This is a genomic window from Actinoplanes sp. SE50/110 (assembly GCF_900119315.1).
Classification (GTDB): Bacteria; Actinomycetota; Actinomycetes; order Mycobacteriales; family Micromonosporaceae; genus Actinoplanes.
Genome location: NZ_LT827010.1, coordinates 4,638,659 through 4,657,545 on the forward strand (window position 1 = coordinate 4,638,659; position 18,887 = coordinate 4,657,545).

Annotated in this window: 19 protein-coding genes and 1 pseudogene; 13 read left to right on the forward strand and 7 right to left on the reverse strand. The window is 69.3% G+C overall.

What is annotated here, in order from left to right; genetic code table 11:
- Positions 1–377 precede the first annotated feature (377 nt).
- Positions 378–1,943: an RICIN domain-containing protein gene (locus ACSP50_RS20480; RefSeq protein WP_052311662.1), complete on the reverse strand. Its 1,566-nt coding sequence runs from the start codon at positions 1,941–1,943 to the stop codon at positions 378–380.
- Positions 1,944–2,232: 289 nt separating this feature from the next.
- On the opposite strand from ACSP50_RS20480, the gene ACSP50_RS42075 reads away from it, so the two are divergent.
- The gene (locus tag ACSP50_RS42075; protein ID WP_155123568.1) at positions 2,233–2,370 is read left to right on the forward strand and encodes a hypothetical protein; all 138 of its coding nucleotides are present in this window, start codon (positions 2,233–2,235) and stop codon (positions 2,368–2,370) included.
- A 965-nt stretch (positions 2,371–3,335) separates the two neighbouring features.
- Here the strand turns inward: ACSP50_RS42075 and ACSP50_RS20485 are convergent.
- Together ACSP50_RS20485 and ACSP50_RS20490 are read right to left on the reverse strand one after the other, a co-directional pair.
- On the reverse strand, positions 3,336–3,968 hold the full coding sequence (locus ACSP50_RS20485) for a GNAT family N-acetyltransferase (RefSeq protein WP_052311663.1): 633 nt from the start codon (positions 3,966–3,968) through the stop codon (positions 3,336–3,338).
- Positions 3,969–4,009: 41 nt separating this feature from the next.
- The gene (locus ACSP50_RS20490) at positions 4,010–4,438 is read right to left on the reverse strand and encodes an STAS domain-containing protein (RefSeq protein ID WP_014691175.1); all 429 of its coding nucleotides are present in this window, start codon (positions 4,436–4,438) and stop codon (positions 4,010–4,012) included.
- Between the two features lie 437 nt (positions 4,439–4,875).
- Between ACSP50_RS20490 and ACSP50_RS20495 the strand changes: the two genes are divergently transcribed.
- A complete protein-coding gene (locus ACSP50_RS20495; protein ID WP_080127937.1) occupies positions 4,876–5,172 on the forward strand; it encodes a hypothetical protein in 297 nt (98 codons plus the stop codon).
- A gap of 566 nt (positions 5,173–5,738) precedes the next feature.
- Here the strand turns inward: ACSP50_RS20495 and ACSP50_RS20500 are convergent.
- The 3 genes and pseudogenes from ACSP50_RS20500 to ACSP50_RS20510 all read right to left on the reverse strand — a co-directional run.
- Positions 5,739–6,684: pseudogene (locus ACSP50_RS20500) on the reverse strand (IS701 family transposase); the annotation flags it as partial.
- A gap of 81 nt (positions 6,685–6,765) precedes the next feature.
- The gene (locus ACSP50_RS20505) at positions 6,766–7,458 is read right to left on the reverse strand and encodes a class I SAM-dependent methyltransferase (protein WP_014691178.1); all 693 of its coding nucleotides are present in this window, start codon (positions 7,456–7,458) and stop codon (positions 6,766–6,768) included.
- A 33-nt stretch (positions 7,459–7,491) separates the two neighbouring features.
- Positions 7,492–8,499 (reverse strand): phosphotransferase, encoded by a 1,008-nt coding sequence (locus tag ACSP50_RS20510; protein WP_231956667.1) that lies wholly within the window; start codon positions 8,497–8,499, stop codon positions 7,492–7,494.
- Between the two features lie 26 nt (positions 8,500–8,525).
- Between ACSP50_RS20510 and ACSP50_RS20515 the strand changes: the two genes are divergently transcribed.
- The 9 genes from ACSP50_RS20515 (at position 8,526) to ACSP50_RS20555 (ending at position 15,755) form a co-directional block, all read left to right on the forward strand.
- Positions 8,526–9,524, forward strand: coding sequence for a DUF4037 domain-containing protein (locus ACSP50_RS20515; RefSeq protein WP_014691180.1), 999 nt, complete (start codon positions 8,526–8,528; stop codon positions 9,522–9,524).
- Between the two features lie 21 nt (positions 9,525–9,545).
- On the forward strand, positions 9,546–10,058 hold the full coding sequence (locus tag ACSP50_RS20520; RefSeq protein WP_014691181.1) for a SigE family RNA polymerase sigma factor: 513 nt from the start codon (positions 9,546–9,548) through the stop codon (positions 10,056–10,058).
- Positions 10,055–11,029: a hypothetical protein gene (locus ACSP50_RS20525; RefSeq protein ID WP_014691182.1), complete on the forward strand. Its 975-nt coding sequence runs from the start codon at positions 10,055–10,057 to the stop codon at positions 11,027–11,029. The genes ACSP50_RS20520 and ACSP50_RS20525 overlap by 4 nt, the downstream gene beginning before the upstream one ends.
- An 87-nt stretch (positions 11,030–11,116) precedes the next feature.
- Positions 11,117–11,425: a DUF1330 domain-containing protein gene (locus tag ACSP50_RS20530; protein WP_014691183.1), complete on the forward strand. Its 309-nt coding sequence runs from the start codon at positions 11,117–11,119 to the stop codon at positions 11,423–11,425.
- Between the two features lie 25 nt (positions 11,426–11,450).
- A complete protein-coding gene (locus tag ACSP50_RS20535) occupies positions 11,451–12,503 on the forward strand; it encodes a hypothetical protein (protein WP_014691184.1) in 1,053 nt (350 codons plus the stop codon).
- Positions 12,504–12,648: 145 nt separating this feature from the next.
- Positions 12,649–12,954: a DUF4158 domain-containing protein gene (locus ACSP50_RS20540; protein ID WP_014691185.1), complete on the forward strand. Its 306-nt coding sequence runs from the start codon at positions 12,649–12,651 to the stop codon at positions 12,952–12,954.
- A 262-nt stretch (positions 12,955–13,216) separates the two neighbouring features.
- Positions 13,217–14,851 carry a methyl-accepting chemotaxis protein gene (locus tag ACSP50_RS20545; protein WP_014691186.1) on the forward strand — a complete coding sequence of 545 codons (1,635 nt, stop codon included), beginning with the start codon at positions 13,217–13,219 and terminating at the stop codon, positions 14,849–14,851.
- A gap of 68 nt (positions 14,852–14,919) precedes the next feature.
- A complete protein-coding gene (locus ACSP50_RS20550; RefSeq protein ID WP_014691187.1) occupies positions 14,920–15,222 on the forward strand; it encodes a hypothetical protein in 303 nt (100 codons plus the stop codon).
- Positions 15,219–15,755: a GAF domain-containing protein gene (locus ACSP50_RS20555; protein ID WP_014691188.1), complete on the forward strand. Its 537-nt coding sequence runs from the start codon at positions 15,219–15,221 to the stop codon at positions 15,753–15,755. The genes ACSP50_RS20550 and ACSP50_RS20555 overlap by 4 nt, the downstream gene beginning before the upstream one ends.
- A 381-nt stretch (positions 15,756–16,136) precedes the next feature.
- On the opposite strand, the gene ACSP50_RS20560 is transcribed toward ACSP50_RS20555, so the two are convergent.
- Positions 16,137–16,520 (reverse strand): hypothetical protein, encoded by a 384-nt coding sequence (locus ACSP50_RS20560; protein ID WP_155123570.1) that lies wholly within the window; start codon positions 16,518–16,520, stop codon positions 16,137–16,139.
- Between the two features lie 674 nt (positions 16,521–17,194).
- Between ACSP50_RS20560 and ACSP50_RS20565 the strand changes: the two genes are divergently transcribed.
- Complete coding sequence (locus tag ACSP50_RS20565; protein WP_014691190.1) at positions 17,195–17,566, forward strand: YciI family protein; 372 nt, start codon at positions 17,195–17,197, stop codon at positions 17,564–17,566.
- Positions 17,567–17,652: 86 nt separating this feature from the next.
- Positions 17,653–18,825 (forward strand): RNA polymerase sigma factor, encoded by a 1,173-nt coding sequence (locus ACSP50_RS20570; RefSeq protein ID WP_052311929.1) that lies wholly within the window; start codon positions 17,653–17,655, stop codon positions 18,823–18,825.
- Positions 18,826–18,887: the final 62 nt, after the last annotated feature.

Sequence of the window (18,887 nt, forward strand, 5' to 3'; positions counted from 1 at the left end):
ACATCGTAGTAGCCGCCCGGCACGGCCGCGCACATCGACGGCAGCCACGCCGATCCCCGTCCCGGTGCGGCCCGCATCGGCGCTCTAGTACTGCAACGGCATTCAGCAGGGTGCGTAGCCTCAGCGTTTGTAGTGGCTGAGGCGGGCTTGGTGTTGTCGTCTGCGGCGCCATCCGGCGGGCCGGCGGGCGCGCTGCGGCAACGTGCGCCTTCGCCGTTACCTTCGGTGACCGGCTGTTCGGCCGCTGAAATCTACCGGCCGAATAGTCGGAGACACCGATCTTGGTACGGACCCCCTGTCAACACGGTGGGCCCGTGGACCGGGTTCTGCTGAGCAGAGTTCGGTGGAGACCGGACGTGGGTCCGGCCTCCACGAACTCAGAATCCCTTGATGACCCAGTCTTGAACGTCAGGTGTCGGTGTCCCCTTGGTCCAGAGAGTCAGGTACCTTCCCTTCTCGACGTCGTTGCCGCTCGGAGTGAGGCCCTTTCCCCACGGGTTCACGAGGCTGCCGTCCGGGCCGGCGGAGAAGCGCTGGACGTCGCTGGCCCCATCACAGGTCCACAAGGTGAGTACCGTGCCCTGGGCATCTGCGCCGTTGCCCGCGGGCGTCAGGCACAGACCGCTGACCTTGTGCACGATGAGGCCGTTGTCGTACCGCCACCGCTGGAGGTCCGAACCCGTACAGGTCCAGACAGCAATCTTGGTGCCGAGGCCCGTGTCGTTGCCCTCCGGCGTCGCGCAGGCCGAGCCGGCCATGTGGTAATTGGTCAGCCAGCCCCAGCCGTCGACGGCCGCACCCGCGCCGGGGTTGAGTGAGAACACGACGCGGAGCGCGTGGCCGGCTGAGGGCACCGCCTCGTTGGTGCCCCACAGCCGCTTAGCGCGCGGATCCCAGGACAGACCCTCGGTCAGCCGCGGCGCCTGGGTCAACACACGTGGCGTCTCTCCCGGTGCGGCCACGAAGATGCAGGCGTAGAGCGTGTCGGCGCTCGGATAGGAGAGCGGGCAGGTGCCGCTCATGTAGTAGCTCGTGCCATCCGTGGCGGTCCCCTGGATTCCACCGACCGGCGAGATGTACCCCTCCGGCTCCGAAGCCACCGTGCTGGGCGTGCCCGCGCCGAGAGCGGTCAGCGGCCAGCGGACGACCCGGCCGCCGGGCTTCGTCCGGTTCTCCGCCGAGACGAGGGCCGGCGTCACGCCGGCGCGGTCGAGGCTCAGGCTGCTCAGGCACAGGTAGTTGGCGACTGCGGGACCGCAGGCGCGTGGGTTGTCCTTGTCGAAGGCCGAAGATTCGGTGTCGACCTGGGCGGTGCCGACGGTGCTGTAGCGAGCCACCAGCGGCAGTGCCCACAGGTGGCCGCGGGCCGACGACCTTCCTGCGGTGAGGCCCGTGCCGTCGCCGGCAGTGTCGGTCATCCGCCACAGGTGGGTCAGATCGTAGATCTGAAGTTCGGCGCCGTTGGCGACGAACAACCGGTCGCCGTACCACGCGATGCCGTCGGCATGGGTGCGGAAGGTGAGCGGCTTGAACGTGCCACCGGCCGCGGGTTCGACCAGCGCCACGTGCCCGTAGCGGACCCGGGTCGGAGTCGACTCGGCGATCGAGATACGGGCGTAGTCCTCAATGGCCGGCGGCTCGCGGTCGCGAACGTAGGTGCCGTGGTACCACGAGGTGATCGTGAGTGAGCGGCCCACATAGGCGCCGTCGGCGGTGGTGAAGCCCTGCGGCATCCAGCCGCCGCCGCCTTCGCCATAGGTCGATTCGTCGTCGGTTTTGTCCCAGCAGAAGCCGTCGGGGATGAGGGCGCCGTTCAAACCGTTCGGGGTGTGGCACAGCCCCGGGGTTCCGGTCCGGCCGGTCGCCAGCACATCGCTGATCGAGCCCTTGGTTACCCCGGCGTTCTCGACGGCTCTGATGAGACTGGTCGTGTCCGGCGTCACGCGGGTGAGCGTGACGTCGGCGGCGAACGGGCTGAGAGTCGCGGCGGTCTCCGTGGCCTGGGCAGCCCGGGCCGGGACGAGTAGGACGGAAACGGCAACTGCTGCTGCCAGGCACCGGCGGGTGAGGCGAATTCTGGCCCCGAGTACGGATTTCACGCGGCAATGCTATCGGCGTATATCGACTCCTGAGGAACTGCGTTCCCCGGTAGCGGCGGCCCGGCAGTCCGCAGCCGCCATCCCGGTCCGCTCATGTCATGTGCGCGTTGGTGGTGCCGTCGGGCCGCTTGTCGTGAACACCGCATCGCCGTTTGTGGCGCGCCAGTACACCGGCACCCCAGGCAAGGTGACCAACTGCCCGATGGCCGTGAGCGTCAGCATGGTCACCGACACCGCCAGCGTCTTCAGCAGCGCGACATCGGCCGAGTGACCCTCATGCTGCCCACTCGGCGTCTCCACATCACCGCAACTCCGACAGTCGGATGGGTCAGCAGATCGACGAACGGACACTACCGAACAGGACCTCCCCATCGACTCGTGCCGGTCACGGACCGATGACTACAGTCCGTGACCTATTTGCCGACGCCTTACGCGCGGACGTAGCAAATCCGGATGGGGATCCCTCCATTTCTGCGCTTGACTAGACGCAGCGGTAGAGGAAATTGCAGCCGCCTTCGAGATGCGGCCGGCACCGCGGTCATTCAGTTGTCTCTGCTATCTGCAGAGCGCCGTTGATCAGGGAAGCCGTCCAGCCGTGTGACTTGTAGTGCCAGGTCGGGTCTGCGGCCTCCGCGGCCGCGAGCCATGCGCAAGCGCGATCAAGCCCGCCTCCGGCCGTGAGAACAGCACGGGCCTGGGCGCGAACGCCGCTAGGAACGGCATAGAGCGCGAGCACGCAGCGCGACCGCTCGGATCCCGGTCGTAGCTGTCCCACAGCTCGTCCGTCACCTGCGCAACTGTACCGGCGGACGGAGACCATCGACGGAACACCACACATAGGCTATTTGCCAATGGCACTGTGGAGGGCGCCTGCAAGATCAGGTATCCGCTCGTCGGCTAGAAGCGGATGCTGTGCGAGCTGGCGTAGCTCCGCAGTGTCTGTAACGCACCGTCACCTTCAACGTGTATGGTGCCGCTCGAGAAACCGGTGCCACCGGAGAGACGCGGCCTTACTCAGGGGACGGCGGACGTTAGGAACCCCAGCGCTACGAGGGCGTGACCAGCGCGTGTCCCTAAACCTCGGCGAGGCCCTCACTTCGACGCCAGGCGGGTGCTCGAATCAACAGCGCGCCAGGCGGCGCGGCGGAATGCTGCCCTGGTCACGGGCTCCACGCACCGGCGAATCGCCTACCGGCGGACAGGTGATCAAGCTGCGCTGAAGGTTAGAATACAAGCTTATGGGTGACCGTTGTGGAAGCCATGGTGTCCAATAAAGCCGTGCCCGCCTTCCGTGTGCGATGGCGCTGAGCCCGTTCGGTTGGCCCACTCCTCGGCAAGGATCGCGAAGATCAGCTCGTCGTACCACTCGCCGGCGAAGCGTACGCACTGACGCAGGTGTCCTTCTTGACGCATGCCGAGCCGTAGCATCGCCCCCGCCGCCGCCTGATTGCCGGCGCTGGTCTGAGCAGTCACCCGGTGCAGCTTCAACACGTCGAAGGCCAAGTTCAGCAGGGCGCCTACCGCCTCGGTCGCGTACCCGTGACCCTGAGCGCTCGGATGCAGGATCACGCCGATCTCGCCGTGACGATGCTCGGTGCTGACCAGGCTGAGGTCCACCTCCCCGATGAAGCTGCCGGTGGCCGCCACCTCCACGGCCAGCACTAGACAGTCCCCGTCGGCGGCTAATTTAGTCATGGCGAGCCGTGCCGCGACGACCTCGCGTACGCCTTCCACTGAAGCCGGTGGCCAGTAGAGGTAGCGCAGGACTTCAGGGCACGAGCGGAGGTCGTAGAGGGCATCGGCGTCTTGGGAGCGGAAGGGACGTAGGCGCAGGCGCTTCGTGACGAGAGGAGCTTCGAGGGTCAGCACGCGCCCATGATGACGACTCGCCGGCAGAACGGCAGCCGGGTTTACCGAATGGCGACCCCACCATGCCGCCGTTCCTTCGTGCGCCATCGGGCAAGCTGCCGTACGGAGAGGGGACCGAAGATCAAGGCGGCGGTCACGCTTCGGTGCAACAAAGTCGACGTAGCGGGTATGTTCGTGAAAGCCGACATGCCGGCGATGCGCAGCATCCAGCAGACAGTCGCACTGGCTGCCACCAGACGCAGCCGCTTGTCTGACGCTGTGACGGCGCGCTCCAGCATCCGCAGGCCAGCGCAGTCGAGAAACGACACGTCCGCCATATCCAGGTCGATATGACCGGTCCCGGCCGTCAGTGCTTCGGCTAGGGCGTCGCCGAGTATCCCGGCAGTTGCCAGGTCGAGTTCGCCGGCGACGCGCACCCGAATTCCGCGCCGACTAGCGACGGTTTCGACCTGTAGCGCCGTGGCTGCCATCTGCATCACCTCGGCATCGACGCTAACCCCCGTCAATCACGAGCAGGGATCGTGAAGACAGCCGGGTGCAGGCCCCAACCGGACGAACCCGATCGAGACGCCCCCTGGGGCCCTGGCACCAGCCGAACCACCTGCGCAGACGGGGCATCTAACCACCTGCGGCACCAGACTCTGTGTCCGCTATCGGCATTGCAACGCCATACAAGAAAGTGACTCATCAGTAATTTCAGAGAGTGGCTCCACTCTGTTCATATGTGCAAGTTGCACATATGAAGAATGTTGCATTCGCGGTCGGCGTAAATAGCATGGTTCAGCTTTGGCCGAAAGACGTTTGCAGGAAATTAGACTTTTGTTTTCTCTGTGATTACTGATCTTCGTGGAGGGGATTAGAGCCCCCGTTCGAGCAACACCCCCTACGGTTGAACGGAGATTCTCTGATGCGTATCCGTACCGCTGTCGCCGCCCTCGCCCTGACCGCCGGCGCCGCCGCCGGCAGCCTCGCGCTGACCGGCCCCGCCATGGCGAACCCGCAGAACGGCCTGGTCAACGTCTACGTCCAGGACGTCGCCAGCGGCAACCAGGTCATCGCGCTGCAGAACGTGCCGGTCGACGTCGCCGCCAACGTGTGCGGCCTGACCGTCAACGTGCTCAGCACCGAACTGCTCTCGGGCAACCACGCCGTCTGCACCGCCAAGAACACCCCGACCACCAAGTCCTGGGTTTCCTACAGCTGAACCAGCAAGTCCGGCGACTTCCCTCGACACCCCCTACGCCGAGGACCGTGACGACCGGGCACCGTAACCCTCCGACCAGATCAGCTAAGTAATCGGCAGCAGGCAGCCTCACGCCCCCTACGGCGTGAGGCTGCCCGCATATCCACCCTCCACCACCCGGGCAATTCTCGCTGAGCATCACCGGTGGACAGTCCAAGATCTTCCACCCGGACCGGACCACACCGACCGCGCCCTACAGCGCATCCGCGGTTGGGCCGGCTCGCAGCCCTAACTTCTTGGGGATCATCCGTCCTGATGCGGGCAGCGTGCCGTGGTGCCATGATCCTGGTGGGCGCCGAGGTCGGCCAGGTGTCGTATCCCGACGATGAGGTTTTTGACAGGGACCACACGTCGACCGCGTCCAGCGCGGACCACAGCGGTCACGGACCCCGCTCAACTCGCTCGCCGGGGGCGTTCCGGTCCGTCCGGTGTGACCCGGCGGGGCCGCCGAGTGGCATGATGGGCCGCTTCCTGCTGCAGGGACGTCCATGGATCGGCCGGGTGCGGCGACGACTGCAGATCGGGCCGATAGCCCAGCGGCCGCCGGCGCTGCGGGCCAGGTCCATCGGCCGGTCTTCCGCGGTCCGTAACAGACGTAGTAGGCCAGTTCGCCGGGTGGTGCGATGGCGGCGGGCGAGGAGCCAGTGCCCGCGGCCGGGCCGCCAGCAAATCCGCACTGGCGCCCGGGCCCAGTCGTATTCGCGGGGGCCGTGAGCACCAAGGCCGGCAGAGATGCGGGACCAGGCCCGGCCGGGCAGGGTGGCGATCAGCTCGTCGGCGCGGGCGGTGTCCATGCTGGTGGTGATCATGTCGTCGTTGCGGCGGGTCGCTACCACGTACGGCTGGTCGTGGCTTTCGAGCCAGACCCGAAGCGAATTCGACTGGCCGTAGGCCTCGTCCATGCTCACCCAGCCCGCCCGGATCCCTGCGGCGAACGTCCGGCCGAGCATGGTCCGGGCGATCTGCACTCTGGTGGCGAACTCAACCTCGTCCGGGATACCGGCGGCCTGGCAGCGGTCACGGTCGTCAGTCCACGCCACGGGCAGATACAGCTGCCGGTCGATCAGCGCGTGACCTTTGCTCGAACGGTAGGCCAGGAACACCCCCGACCTGGCAGTTCTCGATCCGGCCGGCGGTGCCGGAATACTGCCGGGCCACGCCGGCAGACTTCACGCCCTTCTTCAGGAACCCGGTGTCGTCGATAATCAGCACCGCTTGCGGGTCGTGCAGGTGTTCGACAACGTAGTCATGCACGTCGTCACGGACCTTGTCGACGTCCCAGTCCGCCCACCCCAACAGCCGTTGCATGCCGTCGGGTGAGATGTCACCGGCCTGCTCCGCCAGAGTCCAGCCATTCTTGCGGTCCAACCCGGCGGCCAGCCCAGACAGGTACTGCCGGGCCCGCCGCCGTGGCTCAGACCGGGTAAACGGTGAGCGAACCGGCCATGCAACCGGTCCTACTCCGCCGACCAGCCCGACACATCGACGTCCACCATGACCCGCCCAACGAGCCGATCATCAATACGTGGTGCCTGCTGAGTGCCGTTGCAGTACTTAGGCCGCATCGAGGACGAGGAAGAGGAAACCCATGAAGCGGCCCGACGGCGAGGTGATCAGGTCGGGGAAGGCTTCGCGGGCGCCGGGAGCCGGTGCGGGTTCACTGACGACCGCGACCCGGAAACCGGCCGCGAGGAACGCGGTGAACATGGCGTGCAGCGGCCGGTGCCAGAAGGTGAGCACGGTGGTGCGGCCGCTGAACATGAACTCGTCGGACCACTCCTCGACGGCGAAGTAGTCACCCTCGGGCTTGATCAGCTTGTAGAGGAAGGGATGGTTGACCGCCACGATGAGCCGGCCGCCGGGTTTGAGGATGCGCCGCAGGTCGGCGAGCGGGCCCGTCCAGTCCTCCAGGTAGTGCAGCACCAGGCAGGCGACGACGTCGTCGAACGTGGCGTCGGGGAACGGCAGCGGATCGCCGCCCAGGCCGAGCCGGTGCAGGGCGACGCCGGCGCCGAGCCGCCGCCGGGCCAGGTGGAGCATGCCGGCGCTGGGCTCGATCCCGGTCACGTCGGCGCCGCGGTCGCGCAGTGCCTCGAGGAGCGGGCCGGCGCCGCAGCCGACGTCGAGGATGCGCCGCCCGGTCACGTCTGCGGCCAGGTCGAGGATCGCGGGACGGGCGTAGTACGCGTTCTCGAGGCTGCCCTCCGTCTCGGACGCGTATGCCTCGGCGAAGTCGTCATAGGACATGCGGCCCATCCTGGCAGCCGAGATCAACTCCGGTCAGCGCAGCGCCTCGCCGGCCCAGCGGGCGACCACCTCCAGGATCGGCGCGCGGCCGGCGAAGCGTTCCGGCCAGTCCCGCCGGTCGTAGGCGGCCGACTGGTCGCGCATCAGCATGTCGATCATGCGCGGGGCCAGCCAGAAGTACTTCGCCGCGCCGGTGATCATGATGGCGCGCTGGACGACGAGCGGGTCCACCTCGGTCATGCCGCGCACGTAGCCGTCGGTGACGGCTTCCAGGACCCCGTCGAGCAGGCTCAGGTCGATCAGGCCGTCGAAGAAGGTGTCGAGGGCCAGGTTCGCCGCGTCCTCGCCGATCGCGCCCGGCCCGACGAACGCCCAGTCCAGCAGCACCGGCCCGGAGGCGGCGAGGACCACGTTCATCGGCCACACGTCGTGGTGGCACAGGGTGCGCGGCAACCGGTCGGCGGCCGCCAGCAGGTCCTGCCGGGCCGCGCACATCTCCCGCAGCCGCGCCCGCAATTCCGGATCCCACGCCGCACGCACCACCGGGTGATCCCAGTCCAATTCCTCCGGAACGGGTTGAGCGAGCGTGTAGTCCCGCAGAAAATCCCGGGCCAGCCAGTCGTACGCGGGTATCTCCGCCAGCCGCCGGCACTGCGCGACGCCGAGGCGATAGGCGAGTTCCCCGAGATCGTCCGGCCGCCATGCCTGCATCGGCCGGCCCGGCACGTCGGCGAGCAGCATCTCCACCGACCCGTCGGCCAGTTCGGTGATCCGGTAAACCTCGGGAACCGACAGTCCACCGGCGGTGAACGCGGTCCGGGCCAGCCCCTCGGCGTACGCGGTGGGCTCCCGCCGCCAATAGTTGAAATGGCCGGGATCGTCGCTGGCGGCCAGATGTGCCGCGGCCCCCGCCCGGCGGCGCATCACCAGTTTCCGTACCGCGGTCCCGCCCTGGTGCGGAATCCGCCACACCCCGCCGGTGACCTCGTTCGCGGTGCTGTGCGTCAATGCCGTCACGGCGCGGAAATCCCGATGATCCACATAGTTCCGGATGGTAGACCGGATTCATGCCCGAATTCCGGCGCGGCGTCGAACTGGCCCGCGACTTCTACCGGGAGGCGGTCCGCCCACTGCTCGACGACCGCCCGCACCTCGCGGCCCGGATCGGCCCGGGCAGTGACGTCCTCGGCTTCGACACGGCACGCTCCACCGACCACGACTGGGGTCCGCGCCTGCAGTTGTTTCTCGACGATCCCGGCGACCTCGACCAACGCCTGCGCGAGGGGCTGCCGAAACGGTTCCGGGGCTGGCCGACGCACTTCGTGCCGCCCGGCGCCCGGGTCCGGTCGATGGCCGACACCGACGGCCCGGTCGACCACTACATCGACATTCTGCCGCTGGAAACCTGGCTGCGGCACCGGCTCGGTGCCGACCCGCAGTGGCTGAGCCTCCCGTGGCAGCGGCTCGCCGAGGTGGCCGGCGGCGCGGTGTTCCACGACCCCGGCGGGGAGTTGGCGGCGGTCCGGGCGACCTGGAAGTGGTATCCGGACGACCTGTTGCGCCATGTGCTGGGCTGTCAGTGGGCCCGCATCGGGCAGGAAGAGGCGTTCGTCGGTCGTACCGCGGAAATCGGCGATGACCCGGGATCCCGCATGGTGACCGCACGCCTGGCCCGGGATGTCGCCCGGCTCCTGCTGCTGCAGCAGCGACGGTGGCCGCCCTATCAGAAATGGCTGTCGGCGGCGTGCCCCGATCCGCGGCTCGCCGCGGCATTGGCGGCGGACGATGCGAAAACGCGGTCCGACGCGCTCGCCGACGCCTATGAGGAGGCGGCCCGGCGGCAGAACGCCCTCGGCCTGTGCCCGCCCCTGGACACCCGCCGGCGGCCGTATTTCGACCGCGGCTATCCGGTGATCGACGCCGGCCGGTTCGCCGAGGCTCTGCTGGACGGGCGGCCGGCGATCGGCTCGATCGACCAGATCTGCGACAGTACCGGCGTGCTGGAACGGCCCGACATCTGCCGGGCGGTATGCAGCGCGGCCCACTCACCGCGTCAGGAAGGGTGACGGCACAAAAGGCGGGGATCAGTGGACAGTGGTTTCGAGGAATACGTCCGGGCCCGGGGCGACGCGTTACGGCGCTTCGCCTACGTGCTCTGCGGCGATCGGCACCACGGCGAGGACCTCGTGCAGGAGGTGCTGGTCAAGGCGTACCGCCGCTGGTCGAGAATCGAGACTGATCAGCCGGACAGGTATCTGCGGACCGCCCTGGTCCGCACCCACATCTCGTGGCTGCGCCGATTGTCGAACACCGAACGCCCGGCGGAGATCGCCGACGATCGCGCGGCGACCGGGGCCGGCGCCGAGTTCGCCGACCGGCAGGCGCTGCGCGACGACATGTGGGCGCGGCTGGCCGAGCTGACCCGCACCCAGCGTGCCGTGCTGGTGCTGCGCTATTACGAGGACCTCGACGACCAGCAGATCGCCGAGATCGTCCGCTGCGCGCCGGGCACCGTGCGGGTGCACGCCTCGCGCGGCCTCGCCAAGTTGCGCACCGACCTGGACCCCGCCCACCCGACGACGGCCGGAGCAAAACCGTGAACCTCGAAGACGACCTGCGTACGACGTTGCTCGACCGCGCCGAGCGCCCCGCCCCGCACCCCGACCTGCTGTCCGCGGTGACCGCCGGGATCCACCGGAACCGGCGCCGCCGCCGCGCCCTGGCCGCCGTCGCGGTCGTGGCGGTCGCCGCGGCCGCCGGCACGCCGCTGGTCCTGCGGCACCACCCGGCCCCCCGTCCCGGCCCCGCGGCCACGGCCTCGGTCACCCCGGCCCGCCCGGTCTACGAAGCCCCGACGTTCCCGCTGCGGCCCGGCTACCTCCCGGCCGGGATCGACGCCTCCTACGGCTCGGTCGTCACCCAGCTCGGCCCGAACCTGCGGCTCGAGAACTCGTCGGGCGACGCGGACGTGCTCTCCATCGAGGAGGGCCCGATCCGACCGGACCCGGAGACCGAGACCCCGGACAGCACCACGACGGTCATCCAGGACCGCCCGGCCAGCCTGCACGTCACCGGCCACTACGACGGCGCCCGCCATGGCGACACGTACGTCTTCGTCCAATGGCAGCGGACCGACGGCACCTGGGTGACCGTGCAGAGCTGGGGCCCGCGCGACAGCGGCACCGTGCGATCCATCGCCCAGCACCTCACCGGCGGTGCCCGCATCCCGGCCGTGCCGACCCCGTTCAGTCTCCCGTTCGCCCCGCCCGGCCTGATCCTGCAGTACCTCGGCGCGGACCAGATGTGCCTGGCCACACCGGACAAGGCCGCCCGCGAGCGCAACCCGACCGGCCTCTGCGTCACCATGCAGCAGGGCGCCTTCGACCCGGACGGCGCCACCGACACGTGGAAGGTGAACGGCCGCCGCGTCGCCTACCTGCCCGACGCCGCCTCCCTGATCATCGAGTGGGGCGGTGACACACAGATCGAGGTCGGCTGGGATCCGCAGGACATCCCGCTGACCCACGACCAGGTGGTCGAACTGTCCGAAGGGTTGTACCCCACCCGTTGACGCCGCTTGACCCCGCGCCGATCAGCGGCCACCCGCCGGCCGCTGATCGGCCATTGACGCCAAGCTACCGATGAGTAACCTGAGGCGGTGACCGTTTTCGCACTCGCCCAGATCGCCATCCACGACCGGCAGCGCTACGACCGTTACGCCGCCGCCTTCATGCCCGTCCTGACCCGGTACCACGGCCGCCTCCTCGCCGCCGACGAGTCACCTCGGGTGGTCGAGGGAGAATGGCCCTACGAGAAGGCCATCCTGATGTCCTTCGACACCCGCGAACACTTCGAACAGTGGTCCACCTCGCCGGAGTACCGGGAGATCTCCCGAGACCGCGAAGCCGCCACCCATGGCGTGGTCCTGCTCCTCGACGGCATTCCCGCCGTCGGACCGGTAGCCTAGATCGACTTCAGTCGACGGGGGATGCGTGACGGTTTTCGGCTGCCGGACCTGCGACGCCACTCTGACGGTTCCGGTGTCGAGGGTGGCGCTGCCGGCCCACGCGGAGCAGAGTTACGGCAACGCGCAGGGATCGCTCGCGCCGGCGCTGGAGCCCGGCACGTTCGCGGTGAATCCCCTGCCCTCCGGATCGCCGTGGCGGCGGTGGGACGACTGTGAGCCCGGTGAGGCCGAGGCACTCGGCTGGTACGCGCCGAGGTTCAGCATCTCCGCCGGTCCGGCCGGTCAGGTGCTGCTCACCCCGGGGGACGTCCGCGGCGCCGTCATCGACCTGGCGCTGGTCGACGACGCCGCCTGTTGCGGCCTCGGCGGTGGCGAACCGAACCTGGTCTGTGAGACCTGCGGCACGCCGGTGGGCCGCCGGGTCGACGACTGCGGCCTGCCGCAGGCGGTCTGGCTGGACCCGCTGACCACCCGCACCACCGAGGACGGCCCCGGCCCGCACCCGGTGCGCGAGTGGGCGGGCCTGCTCGGCCAGGAGTCCGGTATCCCGCCGTGCGACCCGGACGGCGGCTGGCACCCGATGTGGGAGGCCGCCGCCGGCTCAGCGCTGGCGCACCTCCTGGCCGCCTCGGGCGGTGACCCGGTGATGATCGACGATCACCGGGTCGCCGGAATTCTCCGGCCCACTCTCGACCGTCTCGTCGGCCCGCCCGGCACCGGGCGGGAGGGCACCCTGGTCCTGGCGGGACCCGGCCTTCCGGACCCCGCCGGCGACTTCGCTCTCATCCCGGAGCATCCGCAGACCGGCGAACCCTGGCCGGTGGCCCCACCGGTGAAGCCGGTCCCGCTGGCCTGGGAGGTCTGGCGGCACCTCGCGGTGCACCGCGACCCGAAGCCGGTCGGGCGGTCGGTGCTCATCCCGCCGGAGGCCCTGCCGGCGCGCCTCCCGCACCGGTTCGAGCCCGACGGCCGGGTCTTCCTCCGCGTTCTGGCCCGCAGGCCCGAGGTCAGGCAGCCGCGGTTGCGAGCCGTCTACGCCCGGGGGCGCCCCTACGACTACTCCTTCTGCGGGTTCTGACCGCCCGTAGCCTCAGCGGCTCGATCGACCGCCGGCTCTCGTCGCGGTGCGCGGGGTCGTCGGTCGAGGGTCAGGAATTGCCAGCTCATCACGGGGCTGCACTGATGCGGCCCTGGAAAGAGATCGGAACGGGAAGCCGCTGCAGGTGCCGACCGAGCCGGTCGACCACGTCGCCGGGCAGGTCGGCGCGGCGGATGCGTCGGTGGTGAAGGGGTATCTGCGGCGCCGGCTGACCCGGTTCGAGCATCAGTGGGAGATCGTCCGGGAGTACGGGTACACCGACTTCGCCGACGCCGAGCCGGATCTTGTTCGGTGGATCGATGATCGGGCGTGGACTACCGGGGACAGCCCGGGTTGCTTTCGGCCGGGCAGGCCCGACAGTTGCAGGATCTGCTCGACGTTCCGGACGGTTCCCGGCTCCCGCAGTTGGAGCGGTTGCGGACACCGGTGACCAGGACAGCGGACACCGGCATGGTCCGAGCGCTGCAACGGGCCGGTGCCTGGACCACAACGGCAAGCAGTTGATCCAGGCCTCACCTGCGGTTCGTCTCAGCGGTGCTGAGACCTGCGCGGTATCCCGGGTACCTGGTGAGGGCTCAGTCCGGTGCCGGGGGTTGCCGATCAGGTGTAGAGCGGCCGGCGGAGTCTGACCGCGGGATGTCTGGGCCGGAAAACGGCTCGGAGTCCTTCTGTCACGCGCCGAGGAGAGCACCATGAGTACCACTGCTGCCGCCGTTCCGGTGGCGCCCACGGCCCGGGGACGGCGATCGTTCGCCGACCTGAGCGTGAACGTCAAGATTCTGATGGCTGTCGCGCTTGCCGCGCTGGTCGCGTTGCTCATCGGGGTGCTGGGGCTGTCCGCACTGGGAAAGGCCAGCGGGTCCGCGCAGCTGATCTATCGCAGTAACGTCGCGTCGGTCAAAGCAATCGGTACGGTGGACAAGACGCTGGTGCAGGCGCGGCTGGACACCGCCTTCCAACTGATCGCCCAGAAGCCCGCCGACACCCAGAAGTACGCCGACGCGTTCTCCGCGGACCAGCAGGCCTTCACCACGGCGCTGGCCGCTTACAAGGCGAGCAGACCTGCCGGCGATCCGGCGCTGATAGCCGATCTGGAGTCGCAGTGGCAGGCCTACGTGCAGATCGCGCAGACCAAGCTCCTGCCCGCCGGGCAACGCGACGACATCGTCGGCTGGGAGACGATCCGCACCACCCAGGTCCTGCCGCTGATGGCCCAGATGAACAAGGACATCGCCGCGCTGACCGGGGCCGAGGACGCCGACGCGGCCCGCAACGCCGGGACGGCACAGTCCGCCTACGACTCCAGCCGTATCGTGTCGATCCTGCTCCTGGTGGCGGGGCTGGCCCTGGCCCTGGGGCTGGGTGTGTTCGTGGCCCGTTCCATCGTCAGGTCGTTGAACAAAGTCAAGGCCGTCTGCGAGGCCCTGGCCGGCAACGACCTGACCCGCACGACCGGGATGACCTCCCGCGACGAGACCGGGCAGATGGGCCGCGCGTTGGACACCGCGGTCGGAGCCCTACGGCAGGCGGTCACCACCATCGAAGGGTCAGCCGTGACCCTGGCCGGCGCGTCGGAGGAACTGACCGCGGTCAGCACCCAGCTCCAGACCGGTGCGGCAGACGCTGCACACCGGGCCACCACGGCGACGACCGCCAGCGAGAACGTCAACGCAGGCGTGCAGTCCATCGCCGCCGGCGCCGAAGAGATGAGCGCCTCCATCACCGAGATCGCGTCGAACGCCAGCGCCGCGGCGCAGGTCTCGCAGAACGGCATGGCCGTCGCCGAACGCACCACCAATCAGGTCGCCGCACTCGGTGCCGCCAGTGCAGAGATCGGTGATGTGGTCCGGCTGATCACCAGCATCGCCGAACAGACCAACCTGCTGGCCCTCAACGCGACCATCGAGGCCGCCCGGGCCGGAGAACTCGGCAAGGGCTTCGCAGTGGTCGCCGGGGAGGTCAAGGAACTCGCCCAGCAGACCGCGAAGGCCACCGAGGAGATCACGCACCGGATCAGCAACATCCAGAACTCCAGCACCACCGCCGCCACCGCGATCGGGGAGATCACCGACGTGATCCGGCAGATCGGCGACTACACCACCACCATCGCCTCCGCCGTGGAGGAACAGACCGCTACCACCGGTGAGATGAGCCGATCCGTGGCCGAGGCCGCGACCAGTAGCGCGAATGTCGCCCGCACCATGTCCGGGGTGGCCGAGGTCGCCAACGCCACCGCCGAAAGCGCCAAGGCCACCCAACAGGCCTCCGGCGACCTGACCCGCCTGGCCAGCGACCTGACCACTCTGGTCAGCGCCTTCCGCCACTGACCGGCGCCACCCGGCACACCACCAACCCGGAGCGGGGCTCGGCGGCCCCGCTCGTCCAGGAGGCATTCATGTCGATCACATCCGGCGACACGGCGCCCGGCTCTTACGGGCTGCAACGGCCGACCATGGCCGACGCCCGCGAGGCGATGCTGCGCGTGCACGGCCACACCGGCCGCTCCACCTGGGAACGGCTGCTGCAGGCCGCCGGCATGTCAGGCGAAGAGAGCGGCGACGATGCCCTGCACCGGCTGCTCACCGCGATGGCCGGCCTCGATCCCGTCAGCCGGCTCTGCGCCCAGGCCCTGAACATCCGCCTGTCGTCGCACACCCACCTGTCCGCCGCGCACACCATGACCAGGAGCACCGCATGAACACCATCACCACCACGGAACTGTTCAGCCGACTCGGCCAGCCGGCCCGTATCCAGCAGATCGCCCGATACGACGTCTTCGACTCCACCCTGCAGGCCCAACTCGATGCTCTGTCCGCTCGCACCGCCGATCTGCTGGGTACTCCGGTGTCCATGGTTTCGGTCGTGCTCGACAGCTCGCAATTCATCATCGGCCAGCACGGCGTGCCCGGCTGGATGGCCGAAGTCCAGGGCACCCCCGCCGAATGGGCACTGTGCAGCCACACCGTCCTGGCCGGCGAGCCGTACTGCATCGCCGACGGCACCGTCGACCCCGTCCACGCCGACAACCCACTGTTCGCCATGGCCCCGATCCGCAGCTACGCCGGCGTACCCCTCACCGACGACAGCGGCCATGTCCTCGGCGCCCACTGCGTCATCGACGTCGTCCCCCGCACCTTCACCGACGCTGACATCGCCACCTTGACCACCGGCGCCACCGAAGCCATGCGCCTGCTGACCGAACATCGCACCCGGCCCCACCCGGCCGGCTGAGCGACGGCGGCCCGTGCTCAGCATCACGACCACGCCGCGTCGCCCACGGCTGCAGAGAGCCTGCACATCCGGCGCCTCGCAGGGCAACAGCCGGTACATCGTCCCGCCCCGCTGCTCGGTGTAAGACCAACGCCACCGCCGCAGCAAACCCGGGACAGACGAACGAACCCACTAGGACACGCCATGCACTCTCCAGCAGCGGCCACCGTGAACTACGACCGACAAGACGTCGTCAACCATCTGCTCGCCGCCGCCCTACAAGCCCGCGCCGCACTCCAAGATGTCCTGCGTACTGCAGCCCTTACGCCCGGTGATCAGCCTCAAGCAGCCGCGGACCTCACCGACGCCGCAGCCGCCCTCGCCCGTATCCACGACAACCTGCTACGCGCTGCCGGCCCAGGCGAAGACCACCCGAACGGACCGGCTTGAGAAGGATGACCTCGGCAGTGACGCCGCCCCGCCTGCGCTGCTGTTGAGCCCTCTGTCGCTACGACGCCGACACCGGCGCGCGATGACGGTGTAGGTGCGGTGCGGCTCGACACGGGCACCACAGCATCCGTGACAGTGGTGTTCGGCGAGCACCTGGCGATGAGAGCCCAGCAGCAGCGCGGCGACCGCGCCGGCCGTGGCAGAGAAGCCCAGCCCGTACTTGAGCGCTTCAATCTGCAGTTTCGCCTGGCCGGCGTCCGCAGCGCCACCTGCGATCAACAGCATGATCACCAGCGCGGTGATCCCGAGCCCAGCGACGAACACGGTGACGCTCATGATTCCGGCGTTCGACAGCAGCCACGGCCATCGCCGACGGGGCTCCATGCGCGGATCGAATCCGGTCCCCGGTGGCGTCGTGCGGATCCCAGGTCACGGTTGCTTCCGCAAGGTGCCTCACCGCCGCGGATTCTCCCGAGGCGTTTGTCCTATCTTCCTAGGATGCGCTAGCCGGAGTGGGACATCACCCAGGTGATAGGGGCATCTTCGGTCAGGAGTGCTGAGCGACCGACGCCCGCCGCGCAAGCTGAAGGGTCCTAGACGTGGACGTCCTTCCGTAACGGGATCGGTTCGTGATGCGAGTCGGCTGCGGTTCCTCTGGGCTGATGCCCCGGGGGCGTCTGAGCTGGCTGCCGATGTTCTCCGAGGCGATGCGCTCGACGTGCGCACAGTGCCGCCTGCGCGTTGTATCGAAGGTCGGCGCCCCGACGCCGAGCCTGGTCAGATAGGGCGCGACCCACGCGGGACGTCTCCGGTGTCATGGCCGCGAAGATCAGCGTCGATGAGCGCGTGCGGCCCAACCGATTCGACGGCCTTGCGGACCGCGATGGGGTGTTGCCGAGGCGGGCCCGGCAAAAAATGTCGGTGGGGGATGTCAAGGTGGGATCCGTGGCTCCGACCTGTCGGCGAGAGGGCTCCCAGAGGAGCCCGGGCGAAGTCTGTGGGGTACGACGATGAAGTTCCTGATCAGCCTCTACATCAACCCGGCCGTGCTGGAGGCCCTGACCGACGAGGAGAAGGGCGCCATCGGTGACGGGCACGGGCGGTTCATGGAAACGCTCAAGGAGTCCGGGGAGCTGATCACCACCCAGGCGCTGGTGGATCCGTCGCAGGCGGTGGTGGTGTCGGTGCGCGACGGGCAGACCGTGGTGACCGACGGGCCGTTCGCCGAGGCGAAGGAGTTCCTGGGCGGGTTCTACCTGGTCGACTGTGCGGACCGGGCGCGGGCGGTGGAGCTGGCGGCGCGGATCCCGGATGCGGCGATCGACGGGCTGGCGGTCGAGGTGCGTCAGGTGATGTTCGCGGACGGGCTGCTCGAGGCGTGAGCGGGCCGGGTGTCCCGGCCGCGGCCGGCCCGGGTGCGGCCGCGACACCCGCCCCGACGGGTGTCGAGGAGACGCTGCGGCGGTTGATGCCCCAAGTCCTCGGTTCGCTGGTGCGGCGGTACGGGCAGTTCGACGGGTGTGAGGACGCGGTGCAGGAGGCCGGCCTGGCGGCGGCGCTGCAGTGGCCGGTGGACGGGGTGCCGGCCCATCCGCGAGGCTGGCTGATGACGGTGGCGGCGCGCCGGCTGGTCGACGAGGTGCGTAGCGGCTCGGCGCGGCGGGACCGGGAATCGGCCGTGGCGGCGCGGGCCGAGGTGCAGCCGGAGGAGGTGCCGGATCGGGACGACACGCTGCTTTTGCTGTTCCTGTGCTGTCATCCGGCGCTGACCGCGGCCTCGCAGACGGCGCTGACGTTGCGGGCGGTCGGCGGGCTGACGACAGCCGAGATCGCGCGGGCGTTCCTGGTGCCGGAGGCGACGATGGCGGCGCGGGTCAGCCGGGCGAAACAGCGGATCCGGGCGGCGGGCAGCACGTTTCCGCTGCCGTCGGCGCCGGAGCGGTTGCCGGTGGTGCTGCACGTGCTCTACCTGATCTTCAACGAGGGGTACACGGCGTCGTCGGGGCGGTCGCTGGACCGGGCCGATCTGGCCGGGGAGGCGATCCGGCTGGCCCGGCTGGTGCACGCCCACCTGCCCGACGACGCGGAGGTGAGCGGGCTGCTGGCACTGATGGTGCTGACGCACGCCCGGCGGACCGCACGGACGACCGCTGCCGGTGATCTGATTCCGTTGCAGGAGCAGGATCGGTCACTCTGGGACCGGGATCTGATCCGGGAAGGGTTGTCGCTGGCGAAGGCGGCGCTGGGCGGGCCGACGCTCGGGCAGTATCAGTTGCAGGCGGCAATCGCGGCGACGCACGCGGACGCGGCTGCCGCGGGGGAGACGGACTGGCGGCAGATCCACGCGCTGTACCTGATCCTGGAGCGGATCGCGCCGAACCCGATGGTGACCCTGAACCGGGCGATCGCGCTGGCCGAGATCGATGGTCCGCGGGCGGGGCTGGCACTGCTGGCCGGCCTGGACGCCGACGAGCGGCTGGCCGGGCATCACCGGTTGTGGTCGGTGCGGGCGCATCTGCTGGAGGCGGCGGGGGAGCGGGGCGCGGCGTACGACTTCTACCGGCGTGCGGCGAAAGCGACGGCGAGCCTGGCCGAACGGCGCCACCTGGAGGCGCGGGCCGCTCGTTGCCGACCGAGCTGACCGTCTGCGGTAGATGTGGTGGGCGGGGTCGTCAGCCGCGGTGGTCCTCAGGGTCGACCAGG